Origin of the sequence: Microbacterium sp. A94 (assembly GCF_051842855.1) — a bacterium.
GTDB lineage: Bacteria > Actinomycetota > Actinomycetes > Actinomycetales > Microbacteriaceae > Microbacterium.
Map to the genome: position 1 here is coordinate 108,071 of NZ_JBPXMU010000005.1, position 13,602 is coordinate 121,672.

The 13,602-nt window shown below is 64.3% G+C and carries 11 protein-coding genes; 2 read left to right on the forward strand and 9 right to left on the reverse strand.

All coding sequences use genetic code 11. From position 1 onward, the window contains the following. Positions 1 to 28 precede the first annotated feature (28 nt). Genes ACSU1L_RS13425 through ACSU1L_RS13435 form a run of 3 tightly spaced genes read right to left on the reverse strand, consistent with a single transcriptional unit; the run spans position 29 to position 3,013 of the window. Positions 29 to 1,051 (reverse strand): ABC transporter permease, encoded by a 1,023-nt coding sequence (locus ACSU1L_RS13425; RefSeq protein WP_439256115.1) that lies wholly within the window; start codon positions 1,049 to 1,051, stop codon positions 29 to 31. Further along, a complete protein-coding gene (locus ACSU1L_RS13430; protein WP_439256116.1) occupies positions 1,048 to 1,980 on the reverse strand; it encodes an ABC transporter ATP-binding protein in 933 nt (310 codons plus the stop codon). The genes ACSU1L_RS13425 and ACSU1L_RS13430 overlap by 4 nt, the downstream gene beginning before the upstream one ends. 46 nt (positions 1,981 to 2,026) lie before the next feature. After that, positions 2,027 to 3,013: a glycerophosphodiester phosphodiesterase family protein gene (locus ACSU1L_RS13435; RefSeq protein WP_439256117.1), complete on the reverse strand. Its 987-nt coding sequence runs from the start codon at positions 3,011 to 3,013 to the stop codon at positions 2,027 to 2,029. 90 nt (positions 3,014 to 3,103) lie between these two features. Between ACSU1L_RS13435 and ACSU1L_RS13440 the strand changes: the two genes are divergently transcribed. Continuing rightward, positions 3,104 to 4,000 (forward strand): Bax inhibitor-1/YccA family protein, encoded by an 897-nt coding sequence (locus tag ACSU1L_RS13440; RefSeq protein ID WP_439256118.1) that lies wholly within the window; start codon positions 3,104 to 3,106, stop codon positions 3,998 to 4,000. A 138-nt stretch (positions 4,001 to 4,138) separates the two neighbouring features. Then, positions 4,139 to 4,411 carry a GlsB/YeaQ/YmgE family stress response membrane protein gene (locus ACSU1L_RS13445; protein WP_438253149.1) on the forward strand — a complete coding sequence of 91 codons (273 nt, stop codon included), beginning with the start codon at positions 4,139 to 4,141 and terminating at the stop codon, positions 4,409 to 4,411. Between the two features lie 6 nt (positions 4,412 to 4,417). Here the strand turns inward: ACSU1L_RS13445 and ACSU1L_RS13450 are convergent, their stop codons facing one another. The 6 genes from ACSU1L_RS13450 to ACSU1L_RS13475 form a co-directional block, all read right to left on the reverse strand. Beyond that, positions 4,418 to 5,698 carry an RNA polymerase sigma factor gene (locus ACSU1L_RS13450; protein ID WP_439256119.1) on the reverse strand — a complete coding sequence of 427 codons (1,281 nt, stop codon included), beginning with the start codon at positions 5,696 to 5,698 and terminating at the stop codon, positions 4,418 to 4,420. Then, positions 5,695 to 6,123, reverse strand: coding sequence for a YciI family protein (locus ACSU1L_RS13455; RefSeq protein WP_439256120.1), 429 nt, complete (start codon positions 6,121 to 6,123; stop codon positions 5,695 to 5,697). The genes ACSU1L_RS13450 and ACSU1L_RS13455 overlap by 4 nt, the downstream gene beginning before the upstream one ends. A gap of 204 nt (positions 6,124 to 6,327) precedes the next feature. Further along, on the reverse strand, positions 6,328 to 7,905 hold the full coding sequence (gene guaA, locus ACSU1L_RS13460) for a glutamine-hydrolyzing GMP synthase (RefSeq protein ID WP_439256121.1): 1,578 nt from the start codon (positions 7,903 to 7,905) through the stop codon (positions 6,328 to 6,330). After that, complete coding sequence (locus ACSU1L_RS13465; RefSeq protein WP_438253145.1) at positions 7,902 to 8,426, reverse strand: DUF3817 domain-containing protein; 525 nt, start codon at positions 8,424 to 8,426, stop codon at positions 7,902 to 7,904. Before ACSU1L_RS13465 ends, guaA begins: the two co-directional genes overlap by 4 nt. 80 nt (positions 8,427 to 8,506) lie before the next feature. Then, complete coding sequence (locus tag ACSU1L_RS13470) at positions 8,507 to 12,631, reverse strand: ExeM/NucH family extracellular endonuclease (protein WP_439256122.1); 4,125 nt, start codon at positions 12,629 to 12,631, stop codon at positions 8,507 to 8,509. A gap of 187 nt (positions 12,632 to 12,818) precedes the next feature. Next, a complete protein-coding gene (locus ACSU1L_RS13475) occupies positions 12,819 to 13,571 on the reverse strand; it encodes an SURF1 family protein (protein ID WP_439256123.1) in 753 nt (250 codons plus the stop codon). Positions 13,572 to 13,602 lie beyond the last annotated feature (31 nt).

Sequence of the window (13,602 nt, forward strand, 5' to 3'; positions counted from 1 at the left end):
GTGCCCGCGGCTCAGACCGGTCCGCTGCTCAAGCGATGCGTGTGCCCGGCGGCAGCATCCGCGCCGGCGTGCGCGTGCGCGCCCAGGCACCGGCGAACAGCCCACCGGCGATCACAATCTGGATGCCGAGACCGACGAACCAGCTCGGCACACTGTTGTCGATGACTTCCTCTGCCGTGGGCGTCATGTCGTTGCCCATTGCCACGCACTCATCCCAGCGGTACTCCGCCGGCGACTGCTGTGCGCTACGCAGACCGTACTTGATCTGGCCGAACAGGTCGACGGGCCAACCGCTGTCATCGAACGCTGTCGGTGTGGCATCGGCCAGCACCACGAAGGGATTAGCCGCGAGCGCCCACCAGACCCGATCGAATCGGGGTGTCTCGTAGGTGTAGCTGTCCCATCGCTCGCAGTCCACATTTCCGGCGTTGTCGTACGGGCGGCTGTAGCCGGTGACCTCACTGCGCAGCGCCGTGCCGCCCAGTCCGAACGCAATGAGCGTGCCGATCGTCAGCGCCGCCACGACGAGGTACGTTGCGGCAACGGAGAACAGCGGGCGTGCAATGAGCCCGCTGAGCCCCACACCGACGGCTGCGACGATGATGATCTCGGCGGCAAGCACGAGCAGCGACACCGCAAAAGTCGCCGGGCGGACCCCGCCTCCGAACAGCGAGACTGCCAGGAACGGCAGCGCGACGAGCAGGAAGACCCCGCCGGTAGCAATTGCCGCCAGAAGCTTGCCGAGCATGATGTCGCCAGTGGATGCCGCGGTCACCTGCACTGCGGCAAGCGTCGCCGCCTCACGGTCGCCGTTGATGGCGTTTCCGCTGAGCGTCGGGGATACCAGGACGACGAGCAGCAGCACCATATTGACGACGATCGAGTAGACCCCCGCACCCGTCACCCCGGTATAGGAATACACCGCGAACGCAAGACCGGTGACGGCGAGCAGGATCAAGGCGAAGATCCCGAGCAGGATGTACCAACCGACGCTGCGCAGACGCTGTGTGAGCTCAAGACGCGCAACAGTGCCGATGTGTGCCAGGGTCATGATCCGGTCTCCGTCCGTGGCAGGTTGAGGAACGTATGCTCCAGCGCGCTCTGCGCCGGCACGAACTCACTCACCGCAAGACCCGCTTCCACGATCCTGCGCAGGCCGTCGGCAGCCGCCAGCTCGGATGAGAATCCGACGAGCAGGGCAGTTCGATCGATGCCGAGCGATTCCGGTGCCATGGACAGCGCCGTGGCGACCCGCTCCGCGTCGCCACGCAGCTGCTGTTCTCCGGATCCGGCAAGACGAATGCGCCAGGCGCGGACCACCGACTGCGAGGGCGCGGCGTCCACGACGGATCCGGCCACGAGGAACACCGCATCATCGATGACCTCCTCAAGTTCGGAGAGGATGTGGCTCGAGATCAGCACCGTGCGCCCCTCACTCGCGAGTCGCCGCAGCAACCCGCGCAGCTGCACGCGAGCTTCCGGATCGAGACCGGATGCCGGCTCGTCCAGCAGCAGCACTTGGGGGTCGTGCACGAGCGCGCGGGCCAGCCCGAGCTTCTGCTTCTGCCCCCGCGAGAGCACTTTCGCCGGGGCATCCGCCAGGTCTACGAGACCAACCAGCTCCAACAGTTCGGCTGCGCGCACATGTGCGGCGGAGCGTTCCATGTCATAGAGCCGCGCAGTGGTGACGATCGTCTCCCGCGCCGTGAGTGACGGCCAGGCGCCGAGGGCGTCCGGCATCCAGCCGAGAAGTCGGCGCGCGCCCAGGGGGTCGGCAAGCGGATCGATTTCACCGATGCGGATCGTGCCGGTATCTGGCGCGAGCAGGGACGCCAGCATCAGCAGCAGCGTGGTTTTTCCCGCTCCGTTCGGCCCGATCAGGCCCGTCACCCGTCCCGGCGCGGCGTGGAAACTCGCGTCTCGGACAGCCTGCACGTGGCCGAAGGCTCTGCTGACACCGTCAGCGACGATTCCGCTCATGCCGTCAGTCTGGCACCATCAGGACGCCGCGCCATGCGACAGGCGCTCAGCCGCGGAAGAAAGCTACTCCGAGGTCTGGGTGGTCGACGAAGACACCGTCCACACCGGTGCGTGCGATCGCCGCCCACTCCCCCTCATAGTCGCCGAATGCGGGCTTACCTCCATCGCCACGGAACTCCGCCGAAAGGAAGGCATTCTCGGGGCGGGCCGTCCAGGTGAAGACCTTCAGGCCACGGGCGTGGGCATCTGCGACGATTGTGTTCTGCTTGGCCAGCAGCATCCGCTTATTGACGCTGATGCCATCGACCTGACCGATCAGGCCATTCAGGCCCTCCGGTGTGACCGTCGCTTTGTACGTGGGTGCCGCCCGTCCGTGCGCGACGAGCTGATCGTAGGGGCGACCGGATGCCTCGATCAGATAGATGTACGACGCCGAGATGTCGTGCTTCTGCAGCTGCCGGAGCACGGTGGATTCGAACGCCTCGATCACCAGCGGAAGTTCGCCATCGGCCCACCCGGCCGCCCGCAGGTCGCGCACGATCAACGGCACGAGATCCAGTCCGATGCTCGCGAAGTACGTCGCGTGTTTGACCTCGAGCACGACGCCGATCTCGCGTCCGTGCTCGGCAGATGCGGCGCGCACCAGATCAAGAACATCGATCAGGCGCAGGATGCCCTGCGCGCCGTTGAACGACGCGCTCGAGGTGCGGATCTTCGGTAACCGCTCGGTCACCCGCAGCGTCGCCAACTCACTCCAGGTGAAATCCTCGGTGAACCACCCGGTCAGCGCTTCGCCGTCGATGCGTTTGGTTGTTTTGCGATCAGCGAACCGCGGATGCTCGGCGACATCAGTCGTGCCCGAGATCTCGTTCTCGTGCCGAACGACCAGGACACCGTCTTTGGTGGCCACGATGTCCGGCTCAACAGCATCCACACCCATTGCCAAGGCGAGCTCGTACGAGGACCGGCTGTGCTCGGGTCGGTAACCAGGCGCGCCCCGATGACCGATGACGAGGGGAAACTTCCTGGGCATGCTCTCAGCGTAGAACACCCCCTGCAAAGAAAACGCCCGCTATCGTTGAGGAAAGCGACCTATATACCCCACTTGGAGTGAGGCCCACCGATGAGCAATTTCGCGTTCAACAATCCCGCTTTCCAGAAGCAAGACCCCCGTAATGTGGCGACCTATCCGGGTAGCCCACAGGCCGGGGCTCAGACTGCTTCGTTCCAGCACGCCGGCATGGATGCTGCCGCGAACGCGCAGCTGGAGGGAATGTACGCCGCTCCCCCCGCCGGCGCCATCGAAACCGACCGGATGACTGTCGAGGACACCGTCTGGAAGACCGCAGGTCTCTTCGGGATTCTGCTGGTCACCGCCGTTATCGGCTGGATCTGGACGCTCGGTGGCACACAACTCGCCTCGGCGGCCTCCATCTCGATGGTGCCCTGGCTGATCGGTGCGCTCGGCGGATTCGTCCTCGCCATGGTGATCACCTTCACCTCGCGCAAGAAGGTGCGCCCGGCGCTGATCTTCGCCTATGCGGCTCTTGAGGGTCTGTTCATCGGTGGCATCTCGGCGTTCTTCGAGATCATCTACCCGGGCATCGTCCTGCAGGCGACGCTCGCGACCCTCGCCGTGGTCGGTGTCACCCTCGCTCTCTTCGCCAGCGGCAAGATCCGCGCGTCCAAGAAGATGACGAAGATCTTCATGATCGCGATGATCGGCTACCTGGTCTTCTCGCTGTTGAACCTCGTACTCATGTGGACCGGCGTCAACGACAACCCGTTCGGCCTGCGCGGCGCTGAGATCATGGGCATCCCGCTCGGACTCATCCTCGGCGTGCTCGTCGTCTTCATGGCTGCCTACTCGCTGGTGCTCGACTTCGATCAGATCCAGCAGGGTGTGCGCAACGGCGCTCCCCGCCAGTTCGGCTGGATGGGCGGCTTTGGCATCATGGTCACCGTCGTCTGGCTGTACGTCGAGATCCTGCGCATGATCGCGATCGCTCGCAGCAACTAGTCTCTGTGCTTTAAGGGTGTCCGTCTCGTCCGAGGCGGGCACCCTTTCGCATTGAGGGCGCGCCTGTCAATGGGTTGCGTCGCTTTCTTGGGCGGAGCATGATTGCCTCACCGTCACCAACGACGTAAGGAGCACATCATGGGATTTCTTGGATTTCTTATTCTCGGCCTCATCGCCGGTGCAATCGCAAAGCTGATCCTGCCCGGCAAGCAGGGCGGCGGATGGATCGTAACGCTGATCCTTGGCGTCGTCGGAGCGCTCTTGGGCGGATGGATCGGAGGCATGCTCTTCGGCCGTGGCCTGGAGGAGTTCTTCGACCTCGGCACCTGGGCCCTCGCCATCGGTGGCGCGATCATCGTGCTCCTGATCTACGGTCTGATCGTCGGACGAGGTAACAAGGTCCGCGACTAACACCGACTACTCGGAGGCTTTCGCTTCCAGAAGGGCGCGCTCCCTGTCGTTCCCCGCAAGTTTCGCGGCGGTGGCGAACTCGGAGCGCGCCTCTTCTTTTCGTCCCAGACGCAACAGCATCTCACCGCGTGTTGCCGACAGCAGGTGGTAGCCCTGCAGGGAATCGGATGCGACCAGCCGGTCGATAATGAGCAGAGCTGATGCCGGCCCGGTCGCCATCGCGACCGCAGCTGACCGATTGAGCTCGATCACCGGCGAGGGCGCGATGCGGCCCAATGCCTCGTACAGCACGACGATCTTTTCCCAGTCGGTGTCATCGATGGCTGCTGCGATGGCATGGCACTCGGCGATTGCGGCCTGCAGTGCATAGGCGGTACGTCCGCCACCGAGTGCGTCGGCTCTGGCCAGCGCCGCCCGTCCACGGGTGATGCGACTACGGTCCCAGCGGGATCTGTCCTGATCGGCCAGAAGCACCGGCTCCCCCTTCGCATTCGCCCTGGCAGGAAAACGCGCGGCGGTGAGTTCCATCAGAGCGAGCAGACTGTGGGCATCGCGCTCTTTCGGCACGAGCGAAGTGAGTACGCGGGTGAGCCGGATGGCCTCGGCGCTGAGTTCGGGGCGCATCCAATCCGCGCCGCTGCTCGCCGCGTGCCCCTCATTGAAGATCAGGTAGAGCACGCCGAAGATCGCGCTCAGACGTTCGGCATACTCCTCGCGAGGCGGCACTTCGAAGGGCACGTTCGCTGCGGTCAGCGTCTTCTTCGCTCGCACGATGCGCTGCTGCACTGTCGCAACCGGCACGAGGAAAGCGCGCGCGATCTGCTCGGTGCTGAGCCCCGCGACAACCCGCAGGGTCAGCGCGACACAGGCTTCACGCGAGAGCACAGGATGGCACGAGATGAAGACGAGCCGCAGCACGTCGTCGTCGATGACGTCGGGGTCCCAGGGGTCGGCATCCGCGGCATTAGCCTGTTCGCGTTCGAGGTCATGGGCGATCCCGGCGATGCGATCGTCATAGCGCTCTTGGCGGCGCCATCCGTCGATCGCCTTGCGTTTGGCGACGGCGGTCAGCCATGCTGCGGGATTACGCGGCACGCCCTCAGCGGGCCACTGCTTCAAGGCATCGATGAGGGCTTCCTGGGCGAGGTCTTCGGCAAGGCTGAAATCGCCGACCATGCGCGTGAGCGTCGCGATGATCTTGGCTGATTCGATGCGCCAGACAGCGGCGATGGCACGCTCCGCTTGCTCGGCGGAGCGCGCCACCGCGTGGCCAGACCGATCGGTCATGACTCCTGCGCGCGCTTCGCCTGTTCGCCGCGCATGATCTCTTCCTTCTCAATCCACTCGTTGTCAGCAGGGAAGTCTTCGACTCCGGTGACCCGGCGCACCTCGAGAAAAGAGCCGGCGCCGAGCGGGGCGCGCCCTGCCCACTGCGCAGCTTCTTCCCGGGTGGAGACCTCGATGATCCAGAAGCCGTTGAACAGCTCCTTCGTCTCCCCGTAGGGGCCGTCCGTGACCAGTGGCGTTTCCGCCGAGAAATCGACGACGAAGCCCTCAGCGGCGTCCGTCAGGCCCTCGCCGGCGAGAAGCACTCCGGCTTTCATCATCGACTCGTTGTACTTGCCCATGGCTTCGATGACCTGCTCGAATGGCACGTCCTTGTATGCCTCTACAGCCGCGTCGGTCGCTCGCATGATCAGCATGAACTTCATGATTGTTCTCCTTCAGTCGCGGGTCGTTTTAGACCCTCTCACTGAAGACGTCGAACGGGAAGAGCTCAGATCGACACAGAGCAGAAAGTTTTTCGCGCTGAGATATCGCAGAACAGCACTAATCTCGCAGAAGCTGCCGAGGAACCTGCGAAATTCGTGTTGTTCTGCGAGAACAGTGCCTGCTAAAGCGGAAGCGGCTCGCGCCTACTCCCACTCAATGGTTCCCGGGGGCTTCGAGGTCACATCGAGCACTACACGATTGACGTCGCGCACACCGTTGGTGATGCGGTTCGAGATCTTGGCGAGCACGTCGTAGGGCAGACGCGTCCAGTCAGCCGTCATCGCATCCTCGCTGGAGACGGGACGCAGCACGATCGGGTGACCGTAGGTGCGGCCGTCGCCCTGCACGCCGACCGAGCGGACGTCTGCGAGCAGTACGACCGGGCACTGCCAGATCTCGTTGTCGAGGCCGGCCTTGGTCAGCTCTTCGCGAGCAATGGCATCGGCTTCACGCAGAATCTCCAGGCGATCGGCTGTGACCTCACCAACGATGCGGATGCCGAGGCCAGGGCCGGGGAACGGCTGGCGTCCGACGATCGCCTCGGGAAGACCGAGGTCGCGGCCGATCTGGCGCACCTCGTCCTTGAACAGGGTGCGCAGCGGCTCGATGAGTTCGAAGTCGAGATCTTCGGGAAGACCGCCGACGTTGTGGTGCGATTTGATGTTCGCGGTTCCCGCGCCGCCGCCAGACTCGACGACGTCGGGGTACAGCGTGCCCTGCACAAGGAACTTCACCGGCTCGCCGGACGCCTTGGCCTCGGCGACGAGGTCCAACTGCACCTTCTCGAACGCACGAATGAACTCGCGGCCAATGATCTTGCGCTTCTGCTCGGGGTCGGTGACACCCTGGAGGTGACCGAGGAACGTGTCTGCGGCATCCACCGTGATCAGGCGCACACCCGTCGATGCGACGTAGTCGTTCTCAACCTGCTCGCGCTCACCCTTGCGAAGAAGTCCGTGATCGACGAACACGGCGGTGAGCTGGTCGCCGATCGCCTTGTGCACAAGAGCCGTGGAGACAGCCGAGTCGACGCCACCGGAGAGCGCGGAGATGACACGGGCGTTGCCGACCTGCGCGCGGATGCGCGCAACCTGCTCGTCGATGACGTTGCCGCTGTTCCAGTCCGCGGCGAGCCCGGCCGCCCTGTGGAGGAAGTTCTCGATGATCGCCTGGCCGTGATCGGAGTGCTTGACCTCGGGATGCCACTGCACGCCGTAGAAGCACTTCTCTGCGCTGCCGAATGCGGCGACGGGAGTATCTGCCGTGGATGCGAGCACCTCGAAGCCCTCGGGGGCACGGGAGACCTGGTCGCCGTGGCTCATCCACACGTTCTGGGTGCTCGGCTGGCCGCCCATCAGCACGCCACCGTCGTTGGCGATGACCGCGTCGGTGGCGCCGTACTCACGAAGACCGGTGTTGGCCACTTCGCCCCCCAGAGCCCGCGCCATGACCTGGAATCCGTAGCAGATGCCGAGTGTCGGGACGCCGAGTTCGAAGATTGTGTTGTCCAGCGACGGCGCGCCCTCGTCGTAGACCGAGGAGGGACCGCCCGAGAGGATAAGAGCAACGGGGTTCTTCGCGCTGATCTCAGCGGCGGTGACCGTGTGCGGAACGATCTCGCTGTAAACGCCAGCCTCGCGCACGCGTCGCGCAATGAGCTGTGCGTATTGGGCGCCGAAGTCGACGACGAGGACGGGACGCTGGGCGGTGTCTGCGCTCATCGCGCTGCCTCCTGGGTCTGGGATTCAGCAGCGATCGCTGCTTCACGGGATACGAGGTAGGCCTTGACCTCACGGGAGACCTTCGCCTCCATGATGAACGAGAGCACGGGCACGATGCCGCCCAGGGCGAGCACGATGAACCGCGGGAACGGCCAACGCATCAGGCTCCACATGCGGAAGCAGGCGAAGAGGTAGACGACGTAGAACCAGCCATGCGCCACGAGAATGAAGAGCGAGAGGTTTGCACCGCCCGCTGTCTGCCCCGTCGAATCGAGCTCGCAGCCCATCCCGCCCGGGACGAACAGCGAGTACCACTGGCATCCGTCGCCGACGATGACCGGCGCAAACCAGAGAAGGCCACCATCGCCACCGGCGAAGAGTTCCACGTGGATCGGGCTGTACTTCAAGATCATCTCGGCCAGCAGCAGAAGCAGCATGACGCCGGTGATGATCGACGCGATCTGGTAGAACGTCAGCGCCCCGCGGATCTTCGGGAATGAGGCGACTTTCGGTTCAAGCATGAAGTCCAGTCTAGCCGTGCCTGGGGTGGACGAACGCCGAAGACCGGCGGGATCACTCCCACCGGTCTTCGCGCGTTCGGTCAGCTCTCGGTGTCCTCGATCTCCCCGACGTTGCGGCGGCGTCGGAGCACGAGGAACCCGGCGCCGAGCAGCAGCAGAATCGCGCCGATCACGATGTACGGAGTGGAATCCGCACCGGTTCCTGGCAGCTGTCCGCCGCCGCCAGGAGCCGCGGTCACCACGAGTGTCGCCGTCGCTTCAGCACCATCGGGCTGAATGGCGGCGAGCGTGTGGTTGCCTGCTGCCGTGTTCTTCGGCACCGTGATGGTGGTGCTGAACGTTCCGTCTGTCGCGACCGTCACCGTGCCGACCTGCACCGGTGCAGAGCGCAGTTCCAGCACCAGCTCGAGGCCGGCTTCGAACCCTTCACCGCTGACGACCAGGGTGCCGCCGGCTACGACCGAAGTCGCGCCGAGCTTGATGGTTCCTGGTGCGTCCGGGGCATCCGGTGCGTCAGCGAACATGATCGGAAGCTGCACACTCGTGCCGGCTTCAGCCGTCGCCACGGTGAGCTCCTGAGCCCCGAAGACATCTTCGGGAACGGTGAAGGTCACGCTGGCGCGACCTGCTTCATCGGTGGTGTCTACCGGCGTGGAGTCGACCGCAGCGCTTGCCAGCACCGACTCCCCGAGCGAAACCGTGACGTCGCCGGGAGCCGCGTCACCACCGGTGAAGGCCAGCGAGGAAAGATCAAGTGTGACCTCATCTCCCGCACTGTAGCCATCGGCATCCGGGGCGCTCATCACCACGCCCACCGCGCGCTGCGCAAGATCCGGTGTTGCCGTGCCGTTGGCATCGAACCACTCCACCATCGAAGATAGGTCGCTCTTGCCGGTGTCGGCCTGGTTCGCACCGTCACCCAGCGTGGTGAAGTTGTCGCCGCCGGATGCGAGGAACGAGTTCGCCGCAACCCGATAGCTAGCCTCAGCATCGATCGCCTCACCGTTCAGGGTGACGGAGGTGATCCGCTCCCCCGCTGCTGCCGTCGGATCGTAGGTGTACTGCACCCCTTCCGAGACGCCGAGCTTGAGGAACGGCCTGCTGGAGCCCTCCGGCTGCCACTGTTCCTCGAGCACGCTCTTGAGCTGAGCGCCGGTGAGGTCGAGAGTGACCAGAGTGTTCGCGAACGGCTGCACGGTGGCGGCCTCACGGAAGGTGACGTTGCCGTCCGGGTCAGCCGTTCCCGAGGAGGCGTACGTCAAATCGGTGCGGATACCGCCCGGGTTCATCAGCGCGAGGTCCGCGTCCGTCGCCCATTTGTGCACATCTGCGACGAAGTTTCCGATCGTCGATTCGCCGCCGCGGTTCTCTGAAGCATCCGTCTGGCGCGCACGGTTGAAGTCGGCCGTGATCTCGCCCACCGGCTCTGCCCCGAGCACATCGGCCTCGGCGACAGCCGCGTCGACGATGTCCTGCACGTCCTGCACAGCGGGATACAACGGGGCCCCCTCCTCATCGGTGAGAGGCATGATCTCGTTGGTGATCGAGATGAGTTCCTTCGACTTGGCGTCGACCTGCAGGTTCATCAGACCGAAATTCTCGCCGTATTGACCGGCCGAGACAACGGGTCGACCGTCGATGACATGGTTATACGCGAGGTGGGTGTGCGCCGAGACGATCGCACTGACCTTGTCGTTCACGCCCGCGACGATCTCGCCCAGAGCCGATTCCGGGGTGATGCTGGCGACGTCGGTCGACGTCGCGCCCTCGTGGACGAGCAGGATCAGCACATCGGCCTCACCATTTGCATCATCACCGTCAGTGAGTTCATCGGCGACCGCGTTCACGGACTCCGCGATGTCGCGAACTTCGAGATCTGCGATTCCCTCCTGAGCGACGAGCGATTCGAGCTCTTCCGTCACCGCGCCGATGAAGCCGACCTTCACACCATCGAGTTCCGAGACCCAGGCCGGAGCGAGCGCCGTCTCACCCGTTTCGGTCAGGAACACGTTCGAGGAGATGTACTCCCAGTCCGCCCGGTCCTGCACGCGGTCGCGCAGGTCTTCCCAGCCCTGATCGAACTCATGGTTTCCGGCGGCGCTGACATCGAGCCCCGCGGCGTTGAGAGCGTCGATCGTCGGATTGTCGTCAGCGATGAAGGATGTGAAAGTGGATGCCCCGATCAGGTCACCGGCTGCCGCGAACACCGTGTTCGCGTTCGCATCGCGCACCGACTGCACAGCACCCGCCAGAACCGCGGCTCCTGCAGTTGCTCCGTCCGCTTCGATGCGACCGTGGAAGTCGTTGATCGTGACGACGTCGATACTCACCGGCGGCACGGCGCTGGAGACGCCGACAACCACCGGATCGTGATCGCTGGAGCGGAACGGCGTGCCGGATTCAGCGGCGCCGAAGGAATAGCCGCGGTCGCTCCACTCGGGCGAGTTGATCGTCCATACGCCGGTGCCGGTCACCGATGCCGCCAGCGCGGGCGACGCGATGGCGTGATCGAGCGAACCGAGCTCGCCGTCGAAGGTGTAGGTGTACTGACCGGCAGCCTGCGCCGGTACCAGATCGGTCCAGCCGGCCTGGGCGAAGACATCGATCGGGTCTTCCTGGGCGTAGGCGTTGAAGTCGCCGAGCAGGAGGACGTTGTCGCTGCCGCTGCTCTCAGCCAACGTCTGCGTGAAGCCGAGCAACGATTGTGCCTGAGCGGTGCGGTCTTCGTTGAAGAAGCCCTGGCCGTCGGCTGGTTCGTCCCCGCCTTCCTCCGGCGGCGACTTCGACTTGAAGTGGTTCGCGACCACCGAGACGAGCTTTCCGTCGATGTCGAAGGTCTGCGCGATCGGTTCGCGAGCGTTGTCCCACACCTCTTCGTCGATGACCGTGGCGCTGTCACCGACGGGGGTGACGGCATCCGTCCGGTAGATGATCGCGTTGGTGATGACATCTGTCGTCGCGGTGTCCTGCAGGGCGACCGGGGTCGGTACATAGCCCCAGATTTCGGAGCCTGCTGCGGCGTTGAGCCCGGCAACCAGATCAGCGACAGCGGTGTCGACCGGCTTGCCGAAGTGGATGGAGTTCTCGATCTCCATCAGCGCGACGACATCTGCGCCGAGGCCGCTGATCGCGGTGACGATCTTGGACTTCTGAATCGCGAACTTCTCCGCGTTCGCCGCACCGCGTGCTTCCGAGTTTTCGCTGCGCAGTGTCGTGAAGTAGTTGAAAACGTTGAACGCGGCGATCTGCGCGTCACCGCCGACGTCGGGTGCGGTGTCGCTGCGCGGGTTCTCGGTCGTGAACGTGGCCTTGTACGCTGCATCGCTCGAGTCATCGATGGCGATGACGGGCTGCAGCCGCCAGTCGTCGAACCCGTACTGCAGCACATAGCCGTTCTCAGCGAAGGAGACGACGTCACCGTTGCGCACTGTCGTGTCGGTGGTGAAGTACGGTTGCTCGCCCGGGTGCGCATTGCTCACGACCTGCGAGTTCCAGCCATCATCGAGCAGAATGCGTTCGGCGCGGTTCTGCGCGGCGATCGTATTGGCATCCGAGCCCGGTCGCGTGGTCTCGGTGCTCTTGACGTTCAGCTCTCCAGGGTTGAGCCACAGCGTTCCGAAGTTGTAGAGCTGGTGACTGGATGCCAAGCGGTACGTGCCCGAAGGGGACACGAACATGTTCTCGTAGGCTTCACGATCCGTGCCGATCACCGAGTCCGGGAGCGGTGTCACCGCAGGCACGCCGACCGCCGCAGTCACGACGGCGACGTCTTGCTCAGCGGCGGGTGCGATCTGCGTCTGACCGTAGTTCTCCGAGACGACGCCGGTCACCGTGACGAGGTCGCCGATTTCGAGCGTGGGTGCGAGGTTGTTCAGGTAGACGAAGATGCCATCGGATGCCCCGGGCGTAGCATCCGTCTCGCCACCGCTTCCCGCGGTCTGAATCGAGATGCCCGCGTAGCCGCCGACACGATAGTCGCCGGTAACGATGCCCTCGACCGTGACTGTCTGGCCGACAAGCGGCGAAGACTCGCCGGTGCCCTGCACAGCGGCGATCGACTGCGTTGCGGCAGAAGCGGGAGCTACAGCAAGCCCACCGAAGGCGAGAGCCGCAGTCGCGATGACAGCGAGGGCCGCGCGGCGTCCCCGACTGTGAAAAAAGGATGATCCTGTGCTCGGCACTGCACAGTCAGGAACAGACATCATTGCGGTAGTTCTCCTCGACGTCGACTCAAGAACTTCGCGCGCCGTCGTGAGGCACACGAAGAGGCGTCCCCCAGTACACACATCTATGTGTGATTCAGGCGCCTAGCTGTGAGCATATGGCTCCCCGCCGACATCCTCAATGGTGTTCGCCGAATGGCCACCACCGCGTCACCGTAAAACGTGCTCGTCAAGCGGCGGTCGCGCGTTCCTCGAACTCCTCGACTTCGAGCTCCCAGCGATCCTTCGCCAAGCGATACCAGATGTAGAAAGCGAAGCCCGCGAAAACAGCCCATTCCAGGGCGTAGAAGACGTTCAGCCAGTTGACTGTGGCGAGTTCTTCCGGTGCCGGGGAGACGATATCGATCAGTGCCTCAGGAGCATCCACAGCAGCAAGATAGGTCCGGTAGACCGACAGTTCCTCGATGTCGTGCCACTGCCCCAACAGCATGGCCGGAGACATCCTGTTCATCGAGTGCGGGTCGTCCTTGGTCGGCAATGCCGTGCCCTCATCCGAGATGATGCGGCCCAGGACCGTCGATTCGGTGCCGGCAATCGTCTGCTCAAGAACGGATGCCGCGGCATCCGCTGATTCTTGATCCGGAGCCCACCCCAGCGCCACGGCGATCGAAGTGCGCTCGGCGACACGCAACTGGCCGGTCACCCAATACCCTTCGACGTCGTCGTTGAAGCGCGCTGATACGACGAGAAAGTCGTCGGCGATCCAGGTGCCGGTGGTTTCCACTCGCTGTCCGACATAGGGCTCGGGCAGATACTCCCCCGGAGAAACCACATCCCGGAGCTCTCGGACATCCTCGGTGATCCCCACCGGGGCGGGATCAGTATCGATCGCGCGTTCGAGCTGCCACTGCCCGAGGAACGCGAACACCCCCGCGACGACCAGGCACGCGATCAGCACTCCGATCCAGCGTGCACGGAGCATGACCTCGCGAAGGGTCGGTGGGAATTCCTGG

Bases quoted from the DNA above. Each gene is read 5' to 3' on its own strand.
- ACSU1L_RS13445 (WP_438253149.1), top strand. From the start codon at position 4,139: ATGGGATTTCTTGGATTTCTTATTCTCGGCCTCATCGCCGGTGCAATC.
- ACSU1L_RS13430 (WP_439256116.1), bottom strand. From the start codon at position 1,980: ATGAGCGGAATCGTCGCTGACGGTGTCAGCAGAGCCTTCGGCCACGTG.
- ACSU1L_RS13440 (WP_439256118.1), top strand. From the start codon at position 3,104: ATGAGCAATTTCGCGTTCAACAATCCCGCTTTCCAGAAGCAAGACCCC.
- ACSU1L_RS13455 (WP_439256120.1), bottom strand. From the start codon at position 6,123: ATGAAGTTCATGCTGATCATGCGAGCGACCGACGCGGCTGTAGAGGCA.
- guaA (WP_439256121.1), bottom strand. From the start codon at position 7,905: ATGAGCGCAGACACCGCCCAGCGTCCCGTCCTCGTCGTCGACTTCGGC.
- ACSU1L_RS13435 (WP_439256117.1), bottom strand. From the start codon at position 3,013: ATGCCCAGGAAGTTTCCCCTCGTCATCGGTCATCGGGGCGCGCCTGGT.
- ACSU1L_RS13475 (WP_439256123.1), bottom strand. From the start codon at position 13,571: ATGCTCCGTGCACGCTGGATCGGAGTGCTGATCGCGTGCCTGGTCGTC.
- ACSU1L_RS13450 (WP_439256119.1), bottom strand. From the start codon at position 5,698: ATGACCGATCGGTCTGGCCACGCGGTGGCGCGCTCCGCCGAGCAAGCG.
- ACSU1L_RS13470 (WP_439256122.1), bottom strand. From the start codon at position 12,631: ATGATGTCTGTTCCTGACTGTGCAGTGCCGAGCACAGGATCATCCTTT.
- ACSU1L_RS13465 (WP_438253145.1), bottom strand. From the start codon at position 8,426: ATGCTTGAACCGAAAGTCGCCTCATTCCCGAAGATCCGCGGGGCGCTG.
- ACSU1L_RS13425 (WP_439256115.1), bottom strand. From the start codon at position 1,051: ATGACCCTGGCACACATCGGCACTGTTGCGCGTCTTGAGCTCACACAG.